Annotated in this window: 25 protein-coding genes and 4 pseudogenes; 18 read left to right on the forward strand and 11 right to left on the reverse strand. The window is 70.4% G+C overall.

The genetic code is table 11. The annotated features are described in order from the left end of the window. The first annotated feature begins 6 nt into the window (after positions 1 to 6). From ACT2CW_RS40415 to ACT2CW_RS40425, 3 genes are all read left to right on the forward strand, one after another. Positions 7 to 486 carry a DoxX family protein gene (locus tag ACT2CW_RS40415; RefSeq protein WP_445520201.1) on the forward strand — a complete coding sequence of 160 codons (480 nt, stop codon included), beginning with the start codon at positions 7 to 9 and terminating at the stop codon, positions 484 to 486. A gap of 237 nt (positions 487 to 723) precedes the next feature. Continuing rightward, positions 724 to 1,413, forward strand: a complete 690-nt coding sequence (locus ACT2CW_RS40420) for a DedA family protein (protein WP_164430570.1) — start codon at positions 724 to 726, stop codon at positions 1,411 to 1,413. Between the two features lie 84 nt (positions 1,414 to 1,497). Further along, the gene (locus ACT2CW_RS40425; RefSeq protein ID WP_164430572.1) at positions 1,498 to 2,196 is read left to right on the forward strand and encodes a lytic transglycosylase domain-containing protein; all 699 of its coding nucleotides are present in this window, start codon (positions 1,498 to 1,500) and stop codon (positions 2,194 to 2,196) included. Here ACT2CW_RS40425 and ACT2CW_RS40430 read toward each other — a convergent pair. Together ACT2CW_RS40430 and ACT2CW_RS40435 are read right to left on the reverse strand one after the other, a co-directional pair. Further along, positions 2,180 to 2,962: an alpha/beta fold hydrolase gene (locus ACT2CW_RS40430; protein WP_445520202.1), complete on the reverse strand. Its 783-nt coding sequence runs from the start codon at positions 2,960 to 2,962 to the stop codon at positions 2,180 to 2,182. The two genes, ACT2CW_RS40425 and ACT2CW_RS40430, sit on opposite strands and share 17 nt — an antisense overlap. A 168-nt stretch (positions 2,963 to 3,130) precedes the next feature. Continuing rightward, positions 3,131 to 3,406 (reverse strand): annotated as a pseudogene (locus tag ACT2CW_RS40435) (coagulation factor 5/8 type domain-containing protein); the annotation flags it as partial. A 133-nt stretch (positions 3,407 to 3,539) separates the two neighbouring features. On the opposite strand from ACT2CW_RS40435, the gene ACT2CW_RS40440 reads away from it, so the two are divergent. From ACT2CW_RS40440 to ACT2CW_RS40450, 3 genes are all read left to right on the forward strand, one after another. Next, positions 3,540 to 4,553, forward strand: coding sequence for an MASE1 domain-containing protein (locus tag ACT2CW_RS40440; RefSeq protein ID WP_445520203.1), 1,014 nt, complete (start codon positions 3,540 to 3,542; stop codon positions 4,551 to 4,553). A gap of 118 nt (positions 4,554 to 4,671) precedes the next feature. Next, positions 4,672 to 5,346 carry a histidine phosphatase family protein gene (locus ACT2CW_RS40445; RefSeq protein ID WP_445520204.1) on the forward strand — a complete coding sequence of 225 codons (675 nt, stop codon included), beginning with the start codon at positions 4,672 to 4,674 and terminating at the stop codon, positions 5,344 to 5,346. Between the two features lie 286 nt (positions 5,347 to 5,632). Beyond that, positions 5,633 to 6,208: a helix-turn-helix domain-containing protein gene (locus ACT2CW_RS40450; protein ID WP_445520205.1), complete on the forward strand. Its 576-nt coding sequence runs from the start codon at positions 5,633 to 5,635 to the stop codon at positions 6,206 to 6,208. Between the two features lie 70 nt (positions 6,209 to 6,278). Here the strand turns inward: ACT2CW_RS40450 and ACT2CW_RS40455 are convergent, their stop codons facing one another. Both ACT2CW_RS40455 and ACT2CW_RS40460 read right to left on the reverse strand, forming a co-directional pair. Next, the gene (locus ACT2CW_RS40455) at positions 6,279 to 6,884 is read right to left on the reverse strand and encodes a ClpP family protease (RefSeq protein WP_138915896.1); all 606 of its coding nucleotides are present in this window, start codon (positions 6,882 to 6,884) and stop codon (positions 6,279 to 6,281) included. Between the two features lies 1 nt (position 6,885). After that, entirely contained in the window at positions 6,886 to 7,539 is a 654-nt protein-coding gene (locus tag ACT2CW_RS40460) for a ClpP family protease (protein ID WP_182470573.1), read from the reverse strand. A 335-nt stretch (positions 7,540 to 7,874) separates the two neighbouring features. On the opposite strand from ACT2CW_RS40460, the gene ACT2CW_RS40465 reads away from it, so the two are divergent. After that, on the forward strand, positions 7,875 to 8,483 hold the full coding sequence (locus ACT2CW_RS40465) for a restriction endonuclease (protein WP_445520206.1): 609 nt from the start codon (positions 7,875 to 7,877) through the stop codon (positions 8,481 to 8,483). Next, a complete protein-coding gene (locus tag ACT2CW_RS40470) occupies positions 8,480 to 8,593 on the forward strand; it encodes a BBE domain-containing protein (RefSeq protein WP_445520271.1) in 114 nt (37 codons plus the stop codon). The genes ACT2CW_RS40465 and ACT2CW_RS40470 overlap by 4 nt, the downstream gene beginning before the upstream one ends. A 54-nt stretch (positions 8,594 to 8,647) precedes the next feature. On the opposite strand, the gene ACT2CW_RS40475 is transcribed toward ACT2CW_RS40470, so the two are convergent. Then, the gene (locus tag ACT2CW_RS40475; protein WP_445520207.1) at positions 8,648 to 9,376 is read right to left on the reverse strand and encodes an SDR family oxidoreductase; all 729 of its coding nucleotides are present in this window, start codon (positions 9,374 to 9,376) and stop codon (positions 8,648 to 8,650) included. A 179-nt stretch (positions 9,377 to 9,555) separates the two neighbouring features. Between ACT2CW_RS40475 and ACT2CW_RS40480 the strand changes: the two genes are divergently transcribed. After that, on the forward strand, positions 9,556 to 10,032 hold the full coding sequence (locus ACT2CW_RS40480; RefSeq protein WP_445520272.1) for an RrF2 family transcriptional regulator: 477 nt from the start codon (positions 9,556 to 9,558) through the stop codon (positions 10,030 to 10,032). 11 nt (positions 10,033 to 10,043) lie between these two features. On the opposite strand, the pseudogene ACT2CW_RS40485 reads toward ACT2CW_RS40480, so the two are convergent. Further along, positions 10,044 to 10,719, reverse strand: a pseudogene (locus ACT2CW_RS40485) (nitroreductase). A gap of 144 nt (positions 10,720 to 10,863) precedes the next feature. On the opposite strand from ACT2CW_RS40485, the pseudogene ACT2CW_RS40490 reads away from it, so the two are divergent. Continuing rightward, positions 10,864 to 11,118 (forward strand): annotated as a pseudogene (locus ACT2CW_RS40490) (NAD(P)H-dependent oxidoreductase); the annotation flags it as partial. Here ACT2CW_RS40490 and ACT2CW_RS40495 read toward each other — a convergent pair. Both ACT2CW_RS40495 and ACT2CW_RS40500 read right to left on the reverse strand, forming a co-directional pair. Next, positions 11,097 to 11,582, reverse strand: coding sequence for a MarR family winged helix-turn-helix transcriptional regulator (locus tag ACT2CW_RS40495; protein ID WP_445520208.1), 486 nt, complete (start codon positions 11,580 to 11,582; stop codon positions 11,097 to 11,099). The pseudogene ACT2CW_RS40490 and the gene ACT2CW_RS40495 overlap by 22 nt on opposite strands. 265 nt (positions 11,583 to 11,847) lie before the next feature. Further along, a complete protein-coding gene (locus ACT2CW_RS40500) occupies positions 11,848 to 12,693 on the reverse strand; it encodes a TetR/AcrR family transcriptional regulator (protein WP_445520209.1) in 846 nt (281 codons plus the stop codon). Positions 12,694 to 12,802: 109 nt separating this feature from the next. On the opposite strand from ACT2CW_RS40500, the gene ACT2CW_RS40505 reads away from it, so the two are divergent. The 3 genes and pseudogenes from ACT2CW_RS40505 to ACT2CW_RS40515 all read left to right on the forward strand — a co-directional run bounded on the left by ACT2CW_RS40505 (position 12,803) and on the right by ACT2CW_RS40515 (position 14,703). After that, entirely contained in the window at positions 12,803 to 13,945 is a 1,143-nt protein-coding gene (locus ACT2CW_RS40505) for an FAD-dependent oxidoreductase (protein ID WP_445520210.1), read from the forward strand. 174 nt (positions 13,946 to 14,119) lie between these two features. Further along, positions 14,120 to 14,203: pseudogene (locus tag ACT2CW_RS40510) on the forward strand (methionine biosynthesis protein MetW); the annotation flags it as partial. 71 nt (positions 14,204 to 14,274) lie between these two features. Beyond that, positions 14,275 to 14,703, forward strand: coding sequence for a hypothetical protein (locus ACT2CW_RS40515; RefSeq protein ID WP_445520275.1), 429 nt, complete (start codon positions 14,275 to 14,277; stop codon positions 14,701 to 14,703). Here the strand turns inward: ACT2CW_RS40515 and ACT2CW_RS40520 are convergent. After that, positions 14,667 to 15,188, reverse strand: a complete 522-nt coding sequence (locus ACT2CW_RS40520; RefSeq protein WP_445520273.1) for a cupin domain-containing protein — start codon at positions 15,186 to 15,188, stop codon at positions 14,667 to 14,669. The two genes, ACT2CW_RS40515 and ACT2CW_RS40520, sit on opposite strands and share 37 nt — an antisense overlap. A 252-nt stretch (positions 15,189 to 15,440) precedes the next feature. On the opposite strand from ACT2CW_RS40520, the gene ACT2CW_RS40525 reads away from it, so the two are divergent. Beyond that, positions 15,441 to 15,671 carry a cold-shock protein gene (locus ACT2CW_RS40525; RefSeq protein WP_164430594.1) on the forward strand — a complete coding sequence of 77 codons (231 nt, stop codon included), beginning with the start codon at positions 15,441 to 15,443 and terminating at the stop codon, positions 15,669 to 15,671. 56 nt (positions 15,672 to 15,727) lie between these two features. Here ACT2CW_RS40525 and ACT2CW_RS40530 read toward each other — a convergent pair whose 3' ends face one another. Further along, a complete protein-coding gene (locus ACT2CW_RS40530; RefSeq protein WP_445520211.1) occupies positions 15,728 to 16,792 on the reverse strand; it encodes an aldo/keto reductase in 1,065 nt (354 codons plus the stop codon). Between the two features lie 156 nt (positions 16,793 to 16,948). Here ACT2CW_RS40530 and ACT2CW_RS40535 point away from each other — a divergent pair, with 156 nt between their 5' ends. Next, positions 16,949 to 17,785: a helix-turn-helix transcriptional regulator gene (locus ACT2CW_RS40535; RefSeq protein WP_445520212.1), complete on the forward strand. Its 837-nt coding sequence runs from the start codon at positions 16,949 to 16,951 to the stop codon at positions 17,783 to 17,785. 77 nt (positions 17,786 to 17,862) lie between these two features. Here ACT2CW_RS40535 and ACT2CW_RS40540 read toward each other — a convergent pair whose 3' ends face one another. Beyond that, a complete protein-coding gene (locus ACT2CW_RS40540; RefSeq protein ID WP_445520213.1) occupies positions 17,863 to 18,804 on the reverse strand; it encodes an AraC family transcriptional regulator in 942 nt (313 codons plus the stop codon). 82 nt (positions 18,805 to 18,886) lie between these two features. Between ACT2CW_RS40540 and ACT2CW_RS40545 the strand changes: the two genes are divergently transcribed. The 3 genes from ACT2CW_RS40545 to ACT2CW_RS40555 all read left to right on the forward strand — a co-directional run bounded on the left by ACT2CW_RS40545 (position 18,887) and on the right by ACT2CW_RS40555 (position 21,184). Beyond that, positions 18,887 to 19,315, forward strand: coding sequence for a pyridoxamine 5'-phosphate oxidase family protein (locus ACT2CW_RS40545; protein ID WP_445520214.1), 429 nt, complete (start codon positions 18,887 to 18,889; stop codon positions 19,313 to 19,315). A 124-nt stretch (positions 19,316 to 19,439) separates the two neighbouring features. Next, positions 19,440 to 20,423, forward strand: coding sequence for an ATP-binding cassette domain-containing protein (locus tag ACT2CW_RS40550; RefSeq protein ID WP_445520215.1), 984 nt, complete (start codon positions 19,440 to 19,442; stop codon positions 20,421 to 20,423). Then, positions 20,420 to 21,184 carry an ABC transporter permease gene (locus ACT2CW_RS40555; RefSeq protein ID WP_445520216.1) on the forward strand — a complete coding sequence of 255 codons (765 nt, stop codon included), beginning with the start codon at positions 20,420 to 20,422 and terminating at the stop codon, positions 21,182 to 21,184. The genes ACT2CW_RS40550 and ACT2CW_RS40555 overlap by 4 nt, the downstream gene beginning before the upstream one ends. Positions 21,185 to 21,193: the final 9 nt, after the last annotated feature.

Raw genomic sequence — 21,193 nt, forward strand, 5'->3', positions numbered from 1 at the left:
CCTCTCATGTCTTCTTCCCCCACCCCCCGCGCCCTCGGCGAGGCGCTCGACAGCGCCAAGCCGTATGTCCTCTCCCTCTTCCGCATCGTGGTCGGGCTGCTGTTCTTCTGCCACGGCGCCTCGTCGCTGCTCGGCTGGTTCGGCGGCATGATGGGCACCGGCAAGACCGTCGAGGCCGGCACCTGGCCCGGCTGGTACGCGGCCGTCATCCAGCTCGTCGGCGGCGCACTGGTGATGCTCGGCGTCGGCAGCCGCAGCGCGGCCTTCATCTCCTCCGGCTCGATGGCCTACGCGTACTTCCACGAGCACCAGCCCGAGAAGCTGTGGCCCATTCAGAACGGCGGCGAACCCGCCGCGATGTTCTGCTGGGCCCTGCTGCTGATCGTCTTCACCGGCCCCGGACCCTGGGCGCTGGACCGGATATTCGGCTCGACCCGCGCGAGCGAGTCGGCGCCGGAAGCGCGGCGCGAGCCGTCCCGGGTCTGATGGAACGGCGGCCGGACGTCATCTCGTCCGGCCGCCGGTTCCACGCATTCGACATCACGTCACCCATCACGCCATGCGGGGTCGAACGCCCCGCATGGCGTGATTCGAACAACATCATCACACCCCTTACCGTTATCCTCTTCATGCACAGGCGTACGCTGTATGGCTGTTACAGGCTGACGCCTGCCGCTTCCCGGCGACATGCGCAGCGGGGGGACCGGGATCGGGAGTAGAACGTTGTTGGAACATTTGGGGTCGCTGACCAACACCCCATGGATCTACGCGGTGATCGGGGCATCCGTACTGCTCGACGTCTTTCTGCCCGTTCTGCCCAGCGGAGTTCTGGTCATCACCGCCGCCACCGCGGCCGCCGGCACCACCGTTGACGCCGTCGGTGTGGTGCGCCAGGCCGGCGCGGCCGACTTCCCCGCCATGTTCGGGCTGGTGCTGTGCGCCGCGACCGCCTCCGTCCTCGGGGACATGGTGGCCTACCGGCTGGCCTGGCGCGGCAGCGACCGGCTCGACCGCGCCATCGCCCGCTCCCGCCGACTCACCTCCGCCCAGGAGAAGTTGGGCACCGCGCTGGTGCGCGGCGGCGGCCCGCTCGTGGTGATAGCCCGCTTCGCGCCCGCGGGACGCTCGGTCGTCAGCCTGAGCGCGGGCGCGGCCCACCGCAGGGTGAAGGAATTCCTGCCGTGGTCGGCGGTGGCCGGGCTCGCCTGGGCGGCGTACGGCGTGGCCCTCGGCTATGTCGGCGGCCAGTGGCTCGGCGCCACCTGGCTCGGCACGGCGGTCTCGGTGCTCGCGCTGTTCGCGGCGGGCGCCGGTGCGGCGTATGTGATGAAGCGCCCGGGTGAGCGGGAGACGGGTCCGCTCCCCGCGGGTCCGGCGGGACAGCCGCTGCCCGGCGTCCACCAGGCGCGGTAGGGCCGTGTCGGCGACCGATTACGGATCGGCCCGCGATTGCCGCTACGGTCCCTGCATGCGTACCCCCATCGTGCCGGTTCCGGCATGCTGACCCGCGCCGCCGGGATGGCCGCCGCGTTCCTCGCCGGCCTCGCCCTGGTCGTCGCCGCGGTCCTGGTCGTACGGCATCTCACCGAGCCCTCGGAGCCCGAGCTGCCGGTGATCCCCGATGCCAGGCGCCCCGTCGTGGAGGCCGCGGTCCGCACCTGCTCCCCGCTGAGCGTGCCGCTGCTGGCCGCCCAGATCGACGCGGAGAGCGGCTGGCGCCGGGACGCGGACTCCGGGCACGCCCAGGGCATTTCGCAGTTCTCCCCGGTCACCTGGAAGGAGTGGGGCCAGGACGGCGACGGCGACGGCAAGGCCGATGTCTGGGAGCCGCGCGACGCCATCCCCTCACAGGCCCGCTACATGTGCCATCTGTACGACGTGGTCAAGGTGGTCCCGGGCGGCAAGGCCGGGCTCGGCGCGACCCGGCTCGCGCTCGCGGCGTACAACGCGGGGCCCAACGCGGTGCTCCGGGCGCGCGGCATCCCGAAGATCCTCGAGACTCGGGAGTACGTCGACAAGATCTTGAACGAGCTGCTGCCCAAGTACCGGAAGAGCGAGAAGAGGTACCAGGAGAGCGAGGCGAAGCACACCAGCAGTGCCTCCGCCTCACCCTCCACACCGGCCTCCCCCTCGCCCTCCGGCGATCCGTCCGGGCCCGCCTCCGGCTCCTCACCGGCGGCTACGCGTCGGCCGTGATGAAGTCCTCCACGGCCCGTACGAGTTCCTGCGGTGTCTCATCGGCGGGGTAGTGCCCGGCGTACTCCAGCTCCACCAGCTCGGCGTTGACGTACCAGCGCAGCCAGGTCTGCCGCATCACCTCCGCCGTGAGCGCGGGGTCGTGGGCGCCGACCACGATCCGGACCGGCACCTGGGCACCGGCGATGTCCTCGTGGAAGTCCTCCAGCGCCCAGGAGTCCAGCCATGCGCGCACTGCCTTGGGGTCGCTGTGCTCCACCGAGTGCCGCACCATCAGATCCAGCCAGGCCGCGGGGTGGCGGCCGCCGGTGGTGCGGTCGATGATCTCCCGGCGGTTCTCCGGGCGGTCGGCGGCGGCCGCGAACAGCTGCCACTGCTCGCCCTCCATCGGCACCCCGCTGGCCGGCACCGGCGCGACCCCGACCAGCCGGCGGACCCGGTCCGGGGCGGCCGCCAGGACGCGCTGGACGACGGCCGCGCCCATCGAGTGGCCGATGAGCGAGAACCGCTCCCAGCCGAGGTGATCGGCGAGCGCGAGCAGATCGCCCCCGGCCTCGCCGGTGGTGTAAGCGCCGGGTATGTCGCGCGCCTCTCCGTAGCCGCGCAGATCGGGCAGCACATAGGTGAACCCGCGCCGGTCGACATGCGGCAGCATCGCGGCGTACGCGGCCCGGTCCGAGAGCCAGCCGTGCACCGCCATCACATGGTGCGGCCCGTCGCCGACGGTTTCGTACGGTGGAACGAGGGGTGGAACGATCGGTCCCATGGCACCTCCGGTCCCAGTCGAATACGGGCGCGCGGCGCGTGCCCGTGGGGGACAACGGTGACGTCTCCCGCTTCGGGTGGGCAAGCCCGATGCGCATATGCGTGCCCGCGATACGCCCCGCGAAGGGGCCGTATCGCGGGCACGGGGTCGTCCGTGTGACGGAGGAGGCTACGGGTAGTTCACGAGGTTCGCCACGTTGTTTCCGGAATTGGACGGCCCGCCCGTGTTGTTGATGACATGGCGGATGGTGCCGGTGCCGCCGAGCGAGACGGTGACCATGTGGTGGAAGCGGACGCCCGGGGTGTCGGGGACCTCGAAGGAGCGGGCCGCGACAACACCGGGATTCACATTGAAGTAGCAGTAACTGCCAAGGCCCCACGCCTCATGGCTGGTGACGTTCGAGCCCACCTTGTAGACGGCGTAGCCCCGGGTGTTTCCGTTCATCAAGTTCCTCCGTGAACGGCGGAGTACCCACGGAGGAACCTGATGAAATCGAGCGCGTGCTGTGCTGCGTACGGGCGAGCCCGGCCCCGGTGGCCGCGTGTCAGCCGCGGCGTCCGGAGGCGCCCGTAGTCTCATGGCGGCTGTGGCGCGCGATACGGGGATCCGGCGGAACAGCGGCCTCCGGCGGCACGGCGCCACCGCGCTGCGGCTCGCGGCCGTCGCCGCCCTCTACTACGCGGGCGCCAGGATCGGACTGCTCCAGGAGCTGGTACGCGGTCAGGTCACCCCGCTGTGGCCGCCGACCGGAATCGCCCTGGCCTGTCTGCTGACGCTGGGCCCGATGGCCTGGCCGGGCATCGCCCTCGGCGCCGTCGCGGTCAACGCCCCCATCGGCCCGTCGCCCCCGGCGGTCCTCGCGATCGTGGCGGGCAACACCCTGGCCCCGGTCTGCTCGTATCTGCTGCTGCGGCGCGTGGGGTTCAGGCCCGCCGTGGACCGGCTGCGGGACGCGCTGGTCCTGGTCTTCCTCGGCGCCCTGGCGGGCATGCTGATCAGCGCCACGGTGGGCACCGCCGCGCTGCTGCTGTCGGGCGCGCTCGCGGCGGGTGACTTCTGGACCGCCTGGTCGGTGTGGTGGACGGGCGACGCGATGGGCGTCCTGGTGATCACCCCCGTACTGCTGGTGCTCCGCCGCCCCCGGTTCCCGCGCGGCGTCGGCCCGTACCGCCTGCTGGAGGCGGTGGCCCTGCCGCTGGGCACGGCGGCCGTCACGCTGGTGGCCACGCGGACGGAGGTCAGCCTGCTCTTCCTCGTCTTCCCGTTCCTGATCTGGGCCGCCCTGCGCTTCCAGCTCGCGGGCGCCGCCCCGTGCTCGCTCATCGTCACGGTCCTCGCGGTCGCCTCGACGGCGGAGGGCACCGGTCCGTTCTCCAATCACTCGCTCGCGGCCCGGATGGTCACCCTCCAGGCGTTCAACGGCTCGACGGCGCTGACGGCCCTGCTGCTGTCCGCGATCATCACCGAACGCAACGCCACCCGCCGCCAGATCGAACGCGTCTGCGCCCAGCTGGCAGACGTGGTCTTCCGCCTGACCCCGGACGAGCCCCGCCCGCCCGAGGGCGACCGGAGGTCCCCGGACAGGCGATAGCGGACCGTACCGCGGCGCCTCCGGAACGGGCGGGTTACCGCCGGAACGGGCGGGACGCCGCCGGAACCTGCCGCCCTCACCGGCCGTCCCTTCCAGCGACTCTCGACGGACAGGGACCATGACCGCGACCCACACACACCACACGCCCCACCCGACCGACACACCCCACGCCGCCACCCGCTATCTCTATCTGACCCGCCACGGCGAGGCCACGCCGGACGAAGGCGCGCTCACGCCCACCGGCCGCCGCCAGGCAACGCTGCTCGGCGAGCGGCTCCGGGCCGTTCCGCTGTCGGCGATCCACCACGGCCCGCTGCCCCGCGCGGCCGAGACCGCCCGGCTGATCGGCGACCAACTCGACGGCGTACCGGCCCATGTCTGCGAACCGGCCGGGGACTATGTGCCGTACACGCCCCGGCGGGACGAACTGCCCGCCGATTCCGCCGACTTCCTGCTCGAATTCGTCCACCGCTTTCCCCCCGAGGAGCGCGCCCGCGGCCCGCTGCTGGCCCGTGCCGCCGAGGAGCGCTTCACGGGTCCGGTGGACGGGCCCGAGGACCGCCATGAGCTGGTCGTGACGCACAACTTCCTCATCGGCTGGCTGGTCCGGGCCGTGCTCGACGCCCCGAAGTGGCGCTGGCTCGGCCTCAACCAGTGCAACGCCGCGCTGACCGTCATCCGCTGTCCCCCGCCCGGTCGGCCGCCCTCGGTGCTCTTCTCCAACGACATGGCGCACCTGCCCGCGCCACTGCGCTGGACCGGCTATCCGCCGGAGCTGCGGATCACCTCCTGACGCTGGCCATCAAACGGTCTTTCCGCCGGGGGCCAGACCCGCGCTGTTGGGCCCGGCCCCCGCCGTGTCCGAGTTACGCAAGCAGCCCAGCAAGCGTGAATAAGGACAGCCATACGCTAGGGCCCGGCACTGACAACGGGGCTGACAACTGGGCTTCTCGCCGGGGATGCGCGGGGTGTGCGCGGTCCGTTCACGCCATCCGGCCCCATGCCGAACGCCTGAGCGATTCGCCAAGGGCAGAACGTTGTCCCCTTCCCGTCGGGCGCGACGCTCCTACCCTGAGGGGGTGAGCAGCCACGCGACGAACCGAGCCCGCGTCATTCCCCTGCGTCCGGCGACCGCGGACCCGGCACCCCGGGCGGGAGCCACCGCCGGGGCCGGAGCCCCCGCGACCACCCCCGCCCCGGCGACCCCCGCCGTTCCGGCCGCCCCGGGTGGGCCCGGCGGACCGGAGCAGCCCGGCCGGGAGCCGGTGAAGGAGCCCTTGTGGCGGGATGTCGTCGGTGGCGTGCTGCGGCGCGAGCGCCTCGCCCAGCAGCGCACGCTCAAGGACGTGGCCGAGGCGGCGCGGATCTCGATGCCGTACCTCTCCGAGCTCGAACGGGGCCGCAAGGAGGCGTCGTCCGAGGTCCTCGCGGCCGCCGCCCGCGCGCTCGGCCTGCGCCTGGCCGACCTCCTCGCGATGGCCCAGGGCGAGCTGATCCGGGTCGTCTCCGGCCCGCGGCGGCGCGACGGCGCGGCGATGTCGGTCACGTCGCTCACGTCGGTCACCTCCACCACGTCCGTCGCGGACCGCGCGGCCCGGGGGGCCCTGGGGAGCCGGAACGCGGGGCGGCGGGGCGACGTACGCCTGGCCGCCTGAAGCACCGCCCCCCCTGGCCCCGAGCCCTGGTCCCGAGCCCTCAAAGAGCGCGCCCTCAGAAAGCCCGCCCTCAGAAAGCCCGGGCCATCCGCCGGCTCAGCACCTCGTCGGCGAGCCCGTACGCCACCGCCTCCTCCGCCGTGAAGACCTTGTCGCGGTCCATATCGGCGCGGAGCGTGGCGGCGTCGTGGGGCGTATGGCGGCCGAGCACCTCCTCGACCTGCGAGCGGATCCGGAGCATCTCCTTGGCCTGGAGGCTGAGGTCAGAGACCGTCCCCTGCGCACCACCGCTCACCGGCTGCCCCAGCAGCACCCGTGAGTGCTCCAGTACGAACCGCCGCCCGGGGTCTCCCCCGGCCAGCAGCACCGCCGCGGTCGAGGCCGCCTGCCCCACGCAGAACGTGGAGATGGGCGCGGACACGAACGTCATCGTGTCGTAGATGGCCATCAGCGAGGTGAACGAGCCGCCAGGTGAGTTGATGTAGATCGCGACCTCCTGCTCCGGGCTCGACGACTCGAGGTGGAGCAGCTGCGCGATGACGACGTTGGCCACGCCGTCGTCGATCTCCGTACCGAGGAAGATGATCCGCTCGGACAGCAGCCTGCTGTAGATGTCGTAGGCCCGCTCCCCCTGCGTGGTGCGTTCGACGACCGTCGGAATCGTGTACTGCCCCATGTCAGATCCCCATCCTGCGCCGCGTACCGGCGGGCCGTACGTCCGCGAGCGACTCCACCACCCGGTCGACCATTCCGTACTCCTTCGCCTGCTCCGGTGTGAACCACCGGTCGCGGTCACCGTCGCGCGAAATGGTCTCCACGCTCTGTCCGGTGTGCTCCGCCGTGATCCGCTCGATCGACCGCTTCATGAATTCCAGATTCTCGGCCTGAATCGCGATATCGGCCGCGCTCCCCCCGATACCGGCGGACGGCTGGTGCATCATGATGCGGGAATTGGGCAGTGCGTAGCGCTTTCCCGTCGTGCCGACGGTGAGCAGAAACTGCCCCATGCTCGCGGCGAATCCCATGACGAGCGTGGAGACGTCGTTCGGAATCAGCCGCATCGTGTCGTAGATCGCCAGCCCCGCCGTCACCGAACCGCCCGGGCTGTTGACGTAGAGGCTGATGTCCGACCGCGGATCCTCGGCCGAGAGCAGCAGCATCTGCGCGCACACCCGGTTCGCGGACACCTCGTCCACCTGTGTGCCGAGAAAGACGATGCGCTGGGTCAGCAGCTGTGCGGCCAGATGATCGTCGAACCGCGTGGGTGCCGTATCCCCCTCCGCGGCTCGCGGATTCATTGCCGGCTCCCAGCCGGTGGCGAATGTTCCCATCGGACCTCCCTGTGAATACCGCGACCCACACCGCCGCGGTCCTTTCACCATCGCCTCAATTCGCCTGCTGCGTAAGGAATCTCGGCCCGCAGCAGATTCGCCCACGGCAGATCCCGCCACCGCGCGAGGGGCGGTCTTGCGGGGGCGTCCCGCCGCTCCCGACACTGCGGGGGGGAGGGGCGGAAAACGAGCCGACAAGGGGGGCGCAAACAATGACTGCGCGAGGGCGACAGCGAGGGCGACGGCCACGGCCACGGCCGCGGCCGCGGCGACGTAAAGCGGCATTACGGCGGGCGAAGGCACAACTGCGCCGCACGGCCTGGAGCGGCGGCGCGGTGGCGGCCCTCGCGCTGGCCCTGGCCTGGAAGACCGTATGGCCGTACGTCGTCGGCGTGGTCCTCGTCGGTCTGCTCGGCGCCATCGGCTGGTGGCTGCGCACGACGCATCTGCGCACCGTCGCACAACACCGGGCCTGGCAGACCGAGCAGGAGAACGCGGCGCGTGAGCGGTCCATGGCCGAGGTGGACGCCATGACCTGGCAGCGGTTCGAACACTACGTCGCGGAGCTGTGCCGCCGGGACGGCTGCACCCAGGTCGTCGTCTCCGGGAGGTCGGGCGACCTGGGCGCGGACGTCATCGGCCGCATGCCGGACGGGCGCCTGCTGGTGATCCAGTGCAAGCACTACGCACCCCATCGCACCGTCCCGAGCGGCGATATGCAGAAGTTCCTCGGCACCGCGAAGGCCGAACACGGCGCGGACGTCGCGGTGTTCGTCGCCACCTGCGCCTTCACACGGGAGGCGGAGAAGCTCGCGATGAAACACGACATCCTCGCCCTGCACCGGAACCTCCTCGGCGCCTGGGTGCGGGGCGCCACCCTGGAGTCCCTGTTCCCCCTCAACGGCACAGGCAACGGCACAGGCAACACGGGCCGTAGGCGCTGAGCGCCGTCCTCGGCGCGCCCCGGACCGGGCCGCTCCTTAAGGCCCAGTACGACCCGGACAACGTCTTCCGGCTCAACCACAACATCGAGCCCCGCCCGCCGGGGCCGTAACGCCGGGGCGGGCCGGGGCTCGGCTCTCCGCGCGGCCCGCCGAGGCCGCGCGCGTCAGGAGAGCCAGTCGACGTAGCGGGTGGGGGCCGGCTGGGCACCCGTGTCCGTGAGGACGTCGCCCCGGACGACGGCGAACATCCCGGCGTCCGGGTCGGTGACGACGGTGCGGGGGTCGCCCTTATGGGCCAGGGTGATCCGGCCCAGCTCGTCCAGCGGGAAGACCTCAGGCCCGGCGACATTGCGAATACCCCGCAGCGGGGCGCCCACGGCGGCCTCCGTCACCGCGGCGGCCACGTCCTTGGCGGCGATCGGCTGGATCGGCGTGGCGGGCAGCCGGACGGTGTCGCCGTCGGCGGTCCAGGACAGTACGGCGTCCATGAACTCCATGAACTGCGTCGCCCGGACGATCGAGTACGGGATCGGCCCGGCCGCGAGGATCTCCTCCTGGAGCACCTTGGCCCGGTAGTAGTCCAGCTCCGGCACCTGGTCCACACCGACGATCGAGAGGATCACGAAGTGGCCGACGCCGCCCTTCCGGGCCGCGGCCAGCAGGTTGTCCATCGAGGTCTTGAAGAAGGCAGGGGAGGCTTCGTCGAAGGTCGGGGAGTTCGTCAGGTTGACGACGACGTCGGCTCCCGCGACCGCCTCGTCCAGCCCCTGCCCGCTGATGATGTCGACGCCGGTGGACAGCGCGTGCGGTACCGCCTCGTGCCCGGCGGCGTTCAGATTCTTGACGACCTGGGACCCGATCAGCCCGGTACCGCCGATGACCGCGAACTTCATGACATTCCTTTCGTCGGGGTGGTGCGCATGTGGCCGCGCCGTCCATCAAACTCGGACACATCTTGTCCGAGAAAATACCCGGACACAAGTTGTCCGAGTAAGCGGGGGCTCATCGGCGGCTCATCAGTGGACTCATCGGTGGACTGATCAGCGGGCTGATTAAAGTGGGACGGGTGAAGATGTCCGGCGGAGTCGAGTGGGCCCTGCACTGCTGCGTCGTGCTCACATCCGTCGAGGAGCCCGTCCCCGCGACCAAACTGGCGGAACTGCACGACGTCTCGGCGAGCTACCTGGCCAAACAGCTACAGGCACTCTCCCGGGCCGGGCTCATCCGCTCGGTCCAGGGCAAGGCGGGCGGCTACGTCCTCACCCGGGAGCCCGCCTCGATCACCGTGCTCGACGTGGTCGAGGCGGTCGACGGCCCCAGCCCGGCGTTCACCTGCACGGAGATCCGCCAGCGGGGCCCGCTGGCCACCCCCGCCGAGGCATGCACCACCCCGTGCCCGATCGCCCGCGTGATGGGCGGCGCGGACGCGGCCTGGCGGGAGGCGCTGCGCACGGTCACGATCGCCGACCTGGCCCAGGACGTCGCCTCCGCCTCGGGCCCCACCGCGCTGGCCCGCGTCGGCGCATGGCTGACCACACCGCAAGCCTGAGGCCCGGTTTGTCAGCGGCCGTCGACGAACCTGACCGTCTCACCGAGCGGCGCCCGCCCCGTACGCGGGTGGTTCACGGCGATGTCGACGTCCTCGTACCCGATCGACATACCGCAGAACAGAATGAGCCCCTCCGGCGGTGACACGATCTCCGCGACGGTCTTGTGGTACTTCGCCCACGCCATCTGCGTACAGCTGTGCAGCCCCTCGGCGCGGAGCAGCACCATGACGGTCTGGAGAAACATGCCGACGTCGGACCACTGAGGTCCGCCCAGGTCCGCGGTCGATGTAGCAGAACAGGGCGGCGGGCGCGCCGAAACACCGCCAGTTCGCGGAGGCGGCCCGCTGCCGCCCCTCCAGGTCCTCGCGCGGAATGCCGAGCGCACCGTAGCGCTGCTCACCGAAGGCGGCCCGGCGCTCGCGGTACGGGGACTTCAGCGTGGACGGGTACTGCTCGTACTCCGGCTCGTCCCAGGCGTCACCCGAGTCCAGCCGCTCACCGGCACGCTTCTTGAGCTCGGCCAGCGGCCCGCCGGCCAGCACGTAGGCGTGCCACGGCTGGAGGTTCGACGCGGACGGCGCCCAAGCCGCGGCGGACAGCACCCGCTCCAGCACCTCCCGCGGGACCTGCCGGTCGGTGAACCCGCGCACCGCCCGTCGGCTCGTGACGGCCTCGTAGACGTCCAAGATCGCCCATCTCCCCTTTACCCAAGGCTTCGATGCAATCGCGACAGTATCATTCGATACCATCTTACTCTGAACCATCACCGAGCACCCTTGGGAGAAAGTCCATGGTCACGCTGTTGCACATCGACTCGTCCGTACTTCCGGGCCGAGCGCACCCCGGAGCAGTCGGCGGCGTTCGCGGCGCGCGAGAGGCTCATCGAGGAGCTGGAGCAGGCGGACGCGATCCTGATCGGCGCCCCCATGCACAACTTCTCGGTCCCGTCGACCCTCAAGACATGGCTGGACAACGTGCTCCTGCTGGGCCGCACTGCGGGGGAGTCCCCCTCCGCCCAGTCCCCCCCGACCGTCGTCGTCGCCAGCCGCGGCGGCTCCTACCCCTACGCCCCACCCTCCACAGGATGGGCGAACCGGGTCAGCAGATCCTTCAGCCGCTCGGCATCATCGGCCCCCAGCTCGCCGACCAGCCGCTCGGCCAGCGGCTCCGCCGCCACATGGGCCGCGTCGAAGAGCTCAAGCCCCTGAGGCGTGATCTCCACCGCCCGCACCCGCCGATCCCCCGGCACGGCCTTGCGCACGACCAGCCCCTTGCGCTCCAGGTCGTCCACCACGCGCATGATCCCCGCCTTGTCCGACCCCGTAGCCGCCACCAGGTCCCGCTGCACCGTGGGCCCGCAGTCGACCAGCACGATCAGCACCGCAAAGTGCCGCAACTCAATGCCGAGCGGCCGAAGCGCCTCCGCCATCACCGCCGCCGCCCGCCAGTGCGCCCGACGCAGCAGCAACCCGAGCGCGAACGGCGAGGCATCCCCGGCCCGGCCGGTCGCCCGCGGGGCGGTGGTGTGGTGAGGGAGATCGGCGCTCATGGGGCCACATTACAGCCATTCATTCGTTCGATACCGTATCAATCGAAACCAAATCCGGTGGGCGCGGAATGACAACTGCTGCCGGGACAACGCCAGCAGGTTCTTAGCGACGGATCAAGCAGACCTGAAGCTGTTCTACGACAAGGTCCCGGACCCCCTGATTCGTTTCGAGTACGTTCGACGCAGTCGTTGCTCATGCGACGTGAAGTGATCGCGGCCCGTCTGCGGATGCGGATCCCGTAGTCCACGCTGGACCGCACCCCGCTCAGGGGGCAGGTGATGGGGTGCTTCCCCGTTCGCCGGGCAGGTGGAGAGCCGTGATGCCGGTGAGGACGAGGTCGATCCCGGCGAGGAACTGCTCGCGGTCGTCGTGGTCGCGCATCTGGGCCGCGACGGCGCGGGTGAACGGGTAGTCGTCCGGGTCGAGCTCTTTCCAGGCCTTTGACGCGGCGTCGAGGAACTCGGCGCGGTCCACGTCGGGCACGCGGGTGCGGGCCGTCGCGCTGTTCGCGGCGTTCTGGCCGGCGGCGCCGAGGATGTAGTGCACCAGCGCCGAGGTGGCCGTGAACCAGTGGCCCTCGGGCACGCCCAGCGCGCGTACCTGACGGCCGATGCTTTCGAAGATCTGCGGCGTCACCGAACCCCAGGGGCTACGGGAGAGCTGGAGAGCGAGCTGCGTGGGGAGCCACGGGTGGTCCTCCATCGCGTCGAACAGGCCGAACGCGATGGCGCGGATCTTGTCCTGCGGCGAGTTCGGGGGCGCGGCGGGCTCGGTCGGCTCGGCGGGCCCGGTCGGCTCGGCGGGCCCGGTCGACTCAGCTGCCCCGGCGGCCCCGGCTGACCCAACCGACCCGGCTCGCCCGGCCGACTCGGCGCGCTCCGCGGCCAGCGCGGTGGCGACTACCGCGTCGGTCGCGGCGTCGAGCAGTTCGTCCTTGTTGGCCACATGCCAATAGATCGCCCCGGGCCCGGTGGCGAGGCGCTCGGTCAGGGCCCGGAAGGTCAGACCGCCCTCGCCGGCCGTGTCGAGCAGTTCGACGGCGGCCTCGACGATGCGCTCGCGGGAGAGCGCCTCTGTGCGCCGCTGGGTCCGGCGTGTCCGTGTTGCCATGCTGCCATTTTGACATGACTGGAATGTTGTTCCAGCATGGAGTGCCGTTCCACTATGGAGCGACGTTCCAGTACAGGGAACGACATACGGTTTGCGAGGAGCAGTCACTATGCGCACTCCCGTCACGATCATCGGCGCCGGGCTCGGCGGCCTCACGCTCGCCCGCGTCCTGCACGTCCACGGCATCCCGGCCACCGTCTACGAGGCGGAGGCCTCCCCGACGGCGCGCGCTCAGGGCGGGATGCTGGACATCCACGACTACAACGGCCAACTGGCCGTGCGGGCGGCCGATCTGATGGAGGAGTTCCGCGGCCTCGTCCTGGAGGGCCGCCAGGCGATGCGGGTCCTCGACCGGGAAGGGACCGTCCTGTTCGAGAAGGCCGACGACGGCACGGGTGGACGTCCCGAGGTGCAACGCGGTGAGCTGCGGCAGCTGCTGCTCGACTCGCTCCCGGCCGGCACCGTCCGGTGGGGGCACAAGGTCAGCGGTACGCGCGCCCTCGGCGAGGGCCGCCATGAGGTGACGTTCGCCGACGGCAGCACCGTCGTCACGAGCCTGCTGGTCGGCGCGGACGGCGCGTGGTCACGGGTCCGGCCGCTGCTGTCCACCGACATACCCGAGTACACCGGCCTGTCGTTCGTCGAGACGTACCTGTACGACGCCGACACCCGGCACCCCGCCGCCGCCAAAGCGGTCGGCGGCGGGTCGATGATGGCGCACGCGCCGGGCCGGGCGATCCACGCGCACCGGGAGAGCGGCGACACCCTGCACACCTACGTATTGCTCCCCAGGCCGCTGGACTGGTTCGCCGAGATCGACTTCACCGATGCCGCCGCGGCCACCGCGCGGATCGCGCGGGAGTTCGACGGCTGGGCGCCGGAGCTCACCGCGCTGATCAGTGACGGCGACACCCCGCCGGTCCTGCGCCCCCACTACGCCCTGCCGATCGAGCACCGGTGGGAGCGGGTGCCGGGGGTGACCCTGGTCGGCGACGCCGCCCACCTCGCCGCCCCGAACGGCGAAGGCGCCAACCTGGCCATGCTCGACGGTGCCGAACTCGGCAAGGCCCTCGCCGCGCACCCCGACGACGTCGAGGCCGCGCTCGCCGAGTACGAGCAGGCCCTGTTCCCCCGCAGCGCCGAGGTCGCGGCCGAAGGCGTCGGCAGCGACGAGATCATGTTCGGCGACAACGCGCCCCACGGCCTGGTCAGCATGTTCACCGAGTTCATCGGACAGGAGCACGCCCAATGACCGCGTGACCGCGCGGCCGCGTGACCGCCGTAGGTTGAGTGAGTGACGACTACCGCATCGCACGAGGCATTCCTCCAGGCGTTCCACGCCGAACGTCCGGCGGTGACCGCGGAAGCGTTCGGCCGCGGTCGCGCTCCGGACGGCCGGTCCAGCTACGAGCTCCTGTGCGATCGGGTGGCCGGAAGCAGTCGCGTACTGGACCTCGGCTGCGGTGATGGCCTGCTGCTGGAGTTCCTGGCCCGGGAGGACGGGAGGCGGCTGGCGGGGGTGGATCTGTCTCCGCAATCGCTGGCGCTGGCACGACGTCGGCCGGAGGGGTTCTGGCGTGCGTGGTGGGGGGCGGGGCGGTGGGCGGCGAGTCGTACGAACGGTTCCTCGGGCTGTTGCGGAGGACGATCGAGGAGGTGCCCGCCGCGCGGCGCATCCCCGCGCTGGGCGACAGAAGGACGCGCAGCCGCGATGGGCTCGACGAAGTGCTCGGGCCGGCGGGCTTCGGCCCGGTGAGCTGGGAGACCGTACCCATCGATCTGAGCGGCCCGGTGGAGGAGGTATGGGCCGCCGTCTCCGGCCTGTACGACCTCGGCCCGCTCGATGGGGGGACGGTGGAGCGGCTGCGCGAGGCCTTCGTCGCCGAGGTGCGCGCTATGACGACGCCGGAGGGGATCGTCCCCTGCGCGTTCACGATCCATCTGGCGACGGCGCGGCTGGGTGGCAGGCTCCCCTACTCCCCCTCGGGCTCGAAATCCTCCACGAAATAGCTGTCGTGCCGGATCCGAAACCGCTTGAGCTCCTCGCCACCGCGCTGCGACATCTCCGCGACCCGCTCGAAGTACTCCTCACGCGGGGCACCCGGGGAGAAGAGCAGGAGCATGGACATGGGCTCGTCGGTCACGTTCTTGAAGGCGTGCAGCCCGCCGACCGGTACATACAGGAAATCGCCCTCGCGGCCCGTGACCCACCTCTCGCCGTTGTAGAGCTCCAGCTCGCCGGAGAGGATGTAGAACGATTCCGACATCGCCTTGTGGAAGTGGGTCTTCGCTCCGGCGGCCCGCGCATCCAACTCCACCTTGTACAGGCCGAATTCGCCGCCCGTCGACTCATTGGTGGCGAGGTAGTGCGTAGCGCCGCCGCCGGGCGAGGAAATGTCGGGCGGGGTATCGGCCGGACGAAAGGCCGCGTTCACCTCGCCCTTGTCGCCGTGGTAGCGGGGCTCGGGGTATTCGAGGAATTCCGGGTACGACATGATGCGCTCCTCTTCGTGGGTCTCCACCAGCATGGTGGCTCCCGCCGCTGGAGCGCGGCATCGGGCCCGCGGACGATCTCGGGTCCGCCCGAGCGGAGGGCCGGGGACCTAAGCGCTCCGCTGGAAGTGCCCTGACCTGTCGTCGATCGTCCGCGGCGCCGTCGTGGCTGGTCGCGCAGTTCCCCGCGCCCCTTCGGGGCGCGGTTCGAAAACAATGAGACGAGACCGGACCGAGCCCATAGGGTTCGTCCCATGGTGATGGCGACTGTCCGCGAGTGGAGCGACGGCGACGGGTGGGGCGTGCTCGATTCCCCCGAGACTCCGGGCGGCTGCTTCGGTCACTACTCCGACATCCAGATGACCGGCTTCCGCACGCTGTCGCCCGGACAGCAGGTGGACCTCACCTGGGAAGCCCCCGGCTTCAAACAGGACGGGTACGACTACCGCGCGGTGAGCATCGTGCCTCGGCCCGCCGACCAATGACCACTGACCACTGACCGCTGATCGCTGATCGCTGATCGCTGATCGCTGACCCGCCGTCAGCGGCGGGTTTCGATCTTCAGGTCGCCCTTGGTCACATTGCGGATGTGGTCACTGGCGAGCATGCGGTGCGGGAAGCCGAGTTCGATCGCGCTGGCGTCGTCGAGGCGGGCCAGTTGGGAGGCGGTGAAGTCGACCTCCAGGGCACCCAGATTGCTCTCCAGCTGCGCGGGGGTACGTGCGCCGATGATCGGTGCCGTCACGCTCGGGTTCCGCAGGGTCCAGGCCAGCCCGACCTGGGCGGGGGTGCGGCCCAGTTCCGTGGCGACCTCCTTCAGGACATCGGCGATGGCGAGGTTGCGTTCGGTGAGCGTGCCCAAGGCGAGGTTGAAGTTCCTACGGGTGCCGTCGTCGGATCCGACGTTCGTCGCGGCCAGGTCGTCGCGGCTGTACTTGCCGGTGAGCACCCCGCCGGCCAGCGGTGAATACGGGACCACACCCAGCCCCATCTCGCGCGCCATGGGGATCAGGTCACGTTCCCCCGTGCGTTCGATCAGGTTGTATTCGATCTGGAGGGCGACCAGCGGTGACCAGCCGCGCAGGTCGGCGATCGCCTGCATGCGCGACACCTGCCAGGCCGGGGCGTTGGAGATCGCCACGTACAGGACCTTGCCCTGCCGGACCAGATCGTCCATGCCGCGCAGGATCTCCTCGACCGGCGTCGTGAAGTCCCACACGTGCAGATAGAGCAGATCGATGTAGTCCGTATTCAGCTGTCGCAGGCTCGCTTCCACCGACGCGAACAGGCTCTTGCGGTGTGAGCCCCCGGAATTCGGATCGCCGGGCCGGCGCAGTGTCGTGTATTTCGTTGCCAGCACCAGGCTTTCGCGGTTGTCTCGGGTGAATTCGCCCAGCAGCCGCTCGGAGCTGCCATTGGTGTAGGTGTTGGCGGTGTCGATGAAATTGCCGCCGCGCTCGACGTAGAGGTCGAACAGCTTGCGCGCCTCGTCCTGCTCTGCGCCCCAGCCCCACTCGGTGCCGAAGGTCGCCGCGCCCAGCGCCAGCGGTGAGACCCGTAGCCCGGAGCGGCCCAGCAGCCGATAGGTGTCGAGGGTGAGCGACATCGTGTCCTCCTGTGTTTGTGATCCGTCGTGCTTGTGATCCGTTGATCCGTTGACCGTTGATCCGTTGCCGAAAACAAGCCTGTGACCACCGCGAGCCGGGGATAAGGGAAGGAAGTTCCTGGGAACACCAGTCCTACCTTGGCTGTTGCATCGAACATGACGACCACCACCGTGGACGCGACACAGGAGCTGGCCGCGTTCCTGCGGACCCGACGCGAACGCCTGAACCCGGACGATTTCGGCCTGCCGTCGCGTCGGCGGTCCCGGCGGACCCCGGGGTTGCGCCGCGAGGAGGTCGCCGAGCTGGCCGGGGTCAGCATCGACTACATCGTGCGGCTGGAGCAGGGCCGCGGGCTGCGGCCCTCGGCGGACGTGGTGGAGGCGCTGTCCCGGGCGCTGCGCCTGGGCCCCGACGAACGCGGCTACCTCTTCGACCTGGCCCAGCAGCGCCGCCCCCGCAACGCCGACAGCCCCGCCACCACCGCGGTGCCGCCGCTGGCCCGGCTGGTCGCCGACCTGTCACCGCTGCCGGCCATGCTGATGAACCACCGCTACGACATCCTGGCCTGGAACGAGGAAATGGCGAGGCTGCTCCTGGATTTCGACACCCTGCCGCCGGCGCGGCGCAATGCGATGTGGCTGTGTCTGATGCATCCGCGGATACGTGAGTTCTATGTCGACCGCGAACGCGTCGTGCGGGAGGGAATCGCCCATCTGCGCACCGCGTGGGCCGCACATCCGGAGGACAAGGCGTTGACCGGCCTCATCACCGAATTCACCACTCATGACGAGGAATTCGCGCGCTTGTGGGCCGAGCGGGACGTCAAGGTCAACGGCCGCGGGAGCAAGGTGATACGGCATCCTGACGTCGGTGTGCTCGCCCTGCAATTCGAAGTGCTGGTGCCGCTTGAAGATCCGGACCAGCGGTTGTTGATCTACCGCGCCGCGGACGACGAGAGCCAGTCGGCATTGGACCGGTTGTGCGCACGGTGATGTCGAACCGTCGAACCGTAGATTCGTGCCCTGAGTTCATGCCCTGAGTTCGTGTCCTGAGTTCGTGCCCTGAGCTCTCAGGGGGCGGTCGCGGTGCGGCGGAAGTCGCTCGGGTTCACGCCTCGGACCCGTTTGAACGCCGCGCTGAACCCGAACGGGTCGGAGTAGCCCACGGTGCGGGCGACGTCCGCCACGGTCGCGGCCTCCCGCTCGACCAGGAGGTCCGCCGCGAGCGTCATGCGCCAGCGGGTGAGGTAGGTCAGCGGGGGTTCGCCGACCAGGTCGGCGAACCGCTTGGCCAGCGTCGAACGCGACACCCCCGTGCGCTCGGCCAGCGCGCCGACCGTCCAGGGCGCCGCCGGTTCGGCGTGCAGCAGCCGCAGCGCATGGCCGACCACCGGGTCCCGCTGGGCGGCCCACCAGGCCGGGGGCTCGCCACCGGGCCGGTCGAACCACTCGCGCAGCGTGCAGACCAGCATCCAGTCCAGCAGCCGGTCGAGGACGACCTGCTGGCCCGGCGTGTCCATGGCGACCTCGGCGGCGAGGTGGTCCAGTACGGGGTCCGACGTGCCCCCGGCGTCCACGCGCAGCACGACGGGCAGCGCGTCCAGCAGTCGGCGGCTGATCTCGCCGCGTACGGGATAGGCGCCGACGATCAGGGTCGTCGCACCGTCGCGGCTGTCTCCGCCGTCCTCGTCATGCCAGCCACGCCGGTGCCTCGTCCCGCCCTGCTCGGGCGTCGCGCAGTGCTCGCCGCAGGCGATCGGCTCGGCCCGGGTGCCGACCTCGTCGACGAAGGTGAACGTCCCAGGGCCGCGTACGACGATCGTCTCGCGGGCGCTGAGCCGCTCGGGCGGACGGTGCTCCGGCACGATCCAGCCCGACCCGGTGAGCACGGTGCACAGGGTCAGCGGCGCGCCGTCCACGAAGTGGAGTGCCCAGGGCGGGGACAGGGTCGAGCTGCCGAACAACGAGCCGTGGGCCCGCACCCCGCGGATCAGGTCACTGAACGCGTCCACCTCAGTGAGTTTAGACGAATACACAGGTGATCCGGCTCCTCACCCATGGGGTCGTCCGATCCGGCCGTGTTCAATCGGCGTCATGAGCAACGACGCCAGTTCGCTGACCGCCCAGGACCTCGAGTTCCTCCGCCGCCCCCTGCACGGGTTCCTGTCCGTGGCCGAGGGGCCGGTGCCGCCACAGCCCCGGCCGGTGTGGTTCGAGGCCACGGCCGAGGGCACGATCCAGCTGTTCACGGCCCCGGACTCGCTCAAGGTGCGGCGTCTGCGCCGCGACCCCCGCGCCTCGATCGTCGTCGCCGCCCCCGTGGGCGAACGCGAGCGCTGGCTGTCGGTCGCCGGCCGCGTCTCGGTGGAGTCCGACGGAGCACATGAGCTGTGCGCCCGCCTGGCCGCCCGCTACTGGGACCTCGACGACCCGGCCCGCGCCAATGACCTCGCCGAGATCCTGGCCACGGAGCAGCTTCGGCTCGTCATCCACCCGGAGACCGTAAGTCGCTACACCTTCTGACCTCCGTTCGACCTCCGCGTGACCTCCGCGGCGGGCCAGGGGCAAGAAGGGCACAGCGCCGTGTCAGAGGCCGTGTCAGGGCCGTGACAGGCGGGTGTCAGGCCCGGCCGGAACCGTGTTGGACATGAAGAGTTCGGCGATCGCAGTTTCCGGGCTGCGCAAGGCATATGGCGACAAAGTCGTGCTCGACGGCATCGACTTCGAGGTCGCCGCGGGATCGGTTTTTTCCATGCTCGGCCCGAACGGGGCGGGCAAGACGACAACGGTGAACGTCCTGACGACGTTGATGAAGGCCGACGCCGGGACGGTGCGCGTCGCCGGGCACGACGTGGTGACCGGGATCAAGGCCGTACGCGCGGCCATCGGCGTGACCGGTCAGTTCGCCGCCGTGGACGACCTGCTGTCGGGCCGGGAGAACCTGCGGCTGATGGCGGACCTGAAGCGCGTGCGCTCCGGTGACCAGGTGGTCGGGCGGCTGCTCGAGCGGTTCGACCTGGTGGAGTCGGCGGACAAGATGGCGGCGACCTACTCCGGCGGTATGCGCCGGAAGCTGGACCTGGCGATGACGCTGGTCGGCAGCCCGCGGATCATCTTCCTGGACGAGCCGACGACCGGTCTTGACCCGCGCAGCAGGCGCGCGATGTGGGGGATCGTCCGCGAGTTGGTGGCCGACGGCACCACCATCTTCCTCACCACCCAGTACCTCGACGAAGCCGATCAGCTCGCCGACCGGATCGCGGTGCTCGACCAGGGCCGCCTGGTCGCCCAGGGCACCTCCGAGGAGCTCAAGCGCCAGGTCCCCGGCACCCATGTCCGGCTCCGGTTCGCCGGTCTCCGCGAACTCGACGCGGCGGCGGGGGCCCTGCCCGGGTCCACGCGGGACGACCAGGAGCTGACCCTGCGGGTGCCCAGCAACGGTGACTCGAAGTCGCTGCGCGCCCTGCTGGACAAGCTCGATGAACAGGCGGTCACCGCGGAAGAGTTTTCGGTGCACACACCGGACCTCGATGACGTCTTCTTCGCCCTGACCGGTCATGCCACACAGGCCGCGGACACCACGCAGACCACACACCCCACACCCGCCACCACGGAGGCGATCGCGGAATGAGCACAGTATCGACGTCGTTCGGCGACGCGGCGATCATGCTGCGTCGCAACTTCAAGCACACGGTCAGGAATCCGGTCACGGTCTTCCAGGCGGTCCTGTTCCCCGTCGTGATGATGCTGATGTTCGTCTACGTCTTCGGCGGCGCCTTCAAGGTCACGGGCGAGTACGTCGACTACGCCGTACCCGGCCTGACCGTCATGGCCATCACCTACGGGTTGGGCCCGACCGCGGCGGCCGTGAACGGCGATATGACGAAGGGCATCAACAACCGGTTCAAGGCCATGGACGTCTCCCACGGCGCCGTGCTGGCCGGTTATGTCGTCTCCACTACGGTGCGCAGTCTGATCGCCGACGCGGTCATCATCGGCGTCGGCTTCGCGATGGGGTTCCGTCCGCATGCGAGCTTCCTCCAGTGGCTCGCCGTGATCGGCCTCATGCTGTTGCTCGCCTTCGCGACCAGCTGGCTCACGGTCGCCATGGGCCTGGCCGCGAAGACCGTGGAGTCGGCGGGCATGGCCACCGTGCCGCTGATCATGCTGCCGTTCCTGAGCAGCGCGTTCGTACCCGCGGACACGATGGGGACCGGTGTGCGGCAGTTCGCGGAGTACCAGCCCTTCACCCCGATCATCGAGACGCTGCGCGGGCTGCTGTCGGGCGGCCATCCGTCGACCGGCGACGCGTTCGCGGCCGTGGCCTGGTCCGTCGGGTTCACGGTCGTCGGGTACGTGTGGGCGATCGCCACGTTCAGGAAGCGAGCGTGACCTCGTCCA

It is taken from the genome of Streptomyces sp. NEAU-174 (assembly GCF_052665095.1).

Coding starts and splice junctions, on each gene's coding strand:
- ACT2CW_RS40415 (WP_445520201.1), top strand. CDS start 7: ATGTCTTCTTCCCCCACCCCCCGCGCCCTCGGCGAGGCGCTCGACAGC.
- ACT2CW_RS40425 (WP_164430572.1), top strand. CDS start 1,498: ATGCTGACCCGCGCCGCCGGGATGGCCGCCGCGTTCCTCGCCGGCCTC.
- ACT2CW_RS40430 (WP_445520202.1), bottom strand. CDS start 2,962: ATGGGACCGATCGTTCCACCCCTCGTTCCACCGTACGAAACCGTCGGC.
- ACT2CW_RS40440 (WP_445520203.1), top strand. CDS start 3,540: ATGGCGGCTGTGGCGCGCGATACGGGGATCCGGCGGAACAGCGGCCTC.
- ACT2CW_RS40445 (WP_445520204.1), top strand. CDS start 4,672: ATGACCGCGACCCACACACACCACACGCCCCACCCGACCGACACACCC.
- ACT2CW_RS40455 (WP_138915896.1), bottom strand. CDS start 6,884: ATGGGGCAGTACACGATTCCGACGGTCGTCGAACGCACCACGCAGGGG.
- ACT2CW_RS40460 (WP_182470573.1), bottom strand. CDS start 7,539: ATGGGAACATTCGCCACCGGCTGGGAGCCGGCAATGAATCCGCGAGCC.
- ACT2CW_RS40475 (WP_445520207.1), bottom strand. CDS start 9,376: ATGAAGTTCGCGGTCATCGGCGGTACCGGGCTGATCGGGTCCCAGGTC.
- ACT2CW_RS40480 (WP_445520272.1), top strand. CDS start 9,556: ATGTCCGGCGGAGTCGAGTGGGCCCTGCACTGCTGCGTCGTGCTCACA.
- ACT2CW_RS40495 (WP_445520208.1), bottom strand. CDS start 11,582: ATGAGCGCCGATCTCCCTCACCACACCACCGCCCCGCGGGCGACCGGC.
- ACT2CW_RS40500 (WP_445520209.1), bottom strand. CDS start 12,693: ATGGCAACACGGACACGCCGGACCCAGCGGCGCACAGAGGCGCTCTCC.
- ACT2CW_RS40505 (WP_445520210.1), top strand. CDS start 12,803: ATGCGCACTCCCGTCACGATCATCGGCGCCGGGCTCGGCGGCCTCACG.
- ACT2CW_RS40520 (WP_445520273.1), bottom strand. CDS start 15,188: ATGTCGTACCCGGAATTCCTCGAATACCCCGAGCCCCGCTACCACGGC.
- ACT2CW_RS40525 (WP_164430594.1), top strand. CDS start 15,441: ATGGTGATGGCGACTGTCCGCGAGTGGAGCGACGGCGACGGGTGGGGC.
- ACT2CW_RS40530 (WP_445520211.1), bottom strand. CDS start 16,792: ATGTCGCTCACCCTCGACACCTATCGGCTGCTGGGCCGCTCCGGGCTA.
- ACT2CW_RS40535 (WP_445520212.1), top strand. CDS start 16,949: ATGACGACCACCACCGTGGACGCGACACAGGAGCTGGCCGCGTTCCTG.
- ACT2CW_RS40545 (WP_445520214.1), top strand. CDS start 18,887: ATGAGCAACGACGCCAGTTCGCTGACCGCCCAGGACCTCGAGTTCCTC.
- ACT2CW_RS40550 (WP_445520215.1), top strand. CDS start 19,440: ATGAAGAGTTCGGCGATCGCAGTTTCCGGGCTGCGCAAGGCATATGGC.
- ACT2CW_RS40555 (WP_445520216.1), top strand. CDS start 20,420: ATGAGCACAGTATCGACGTCGTTCGGCGACGCGGCGATCATGCTGCGT.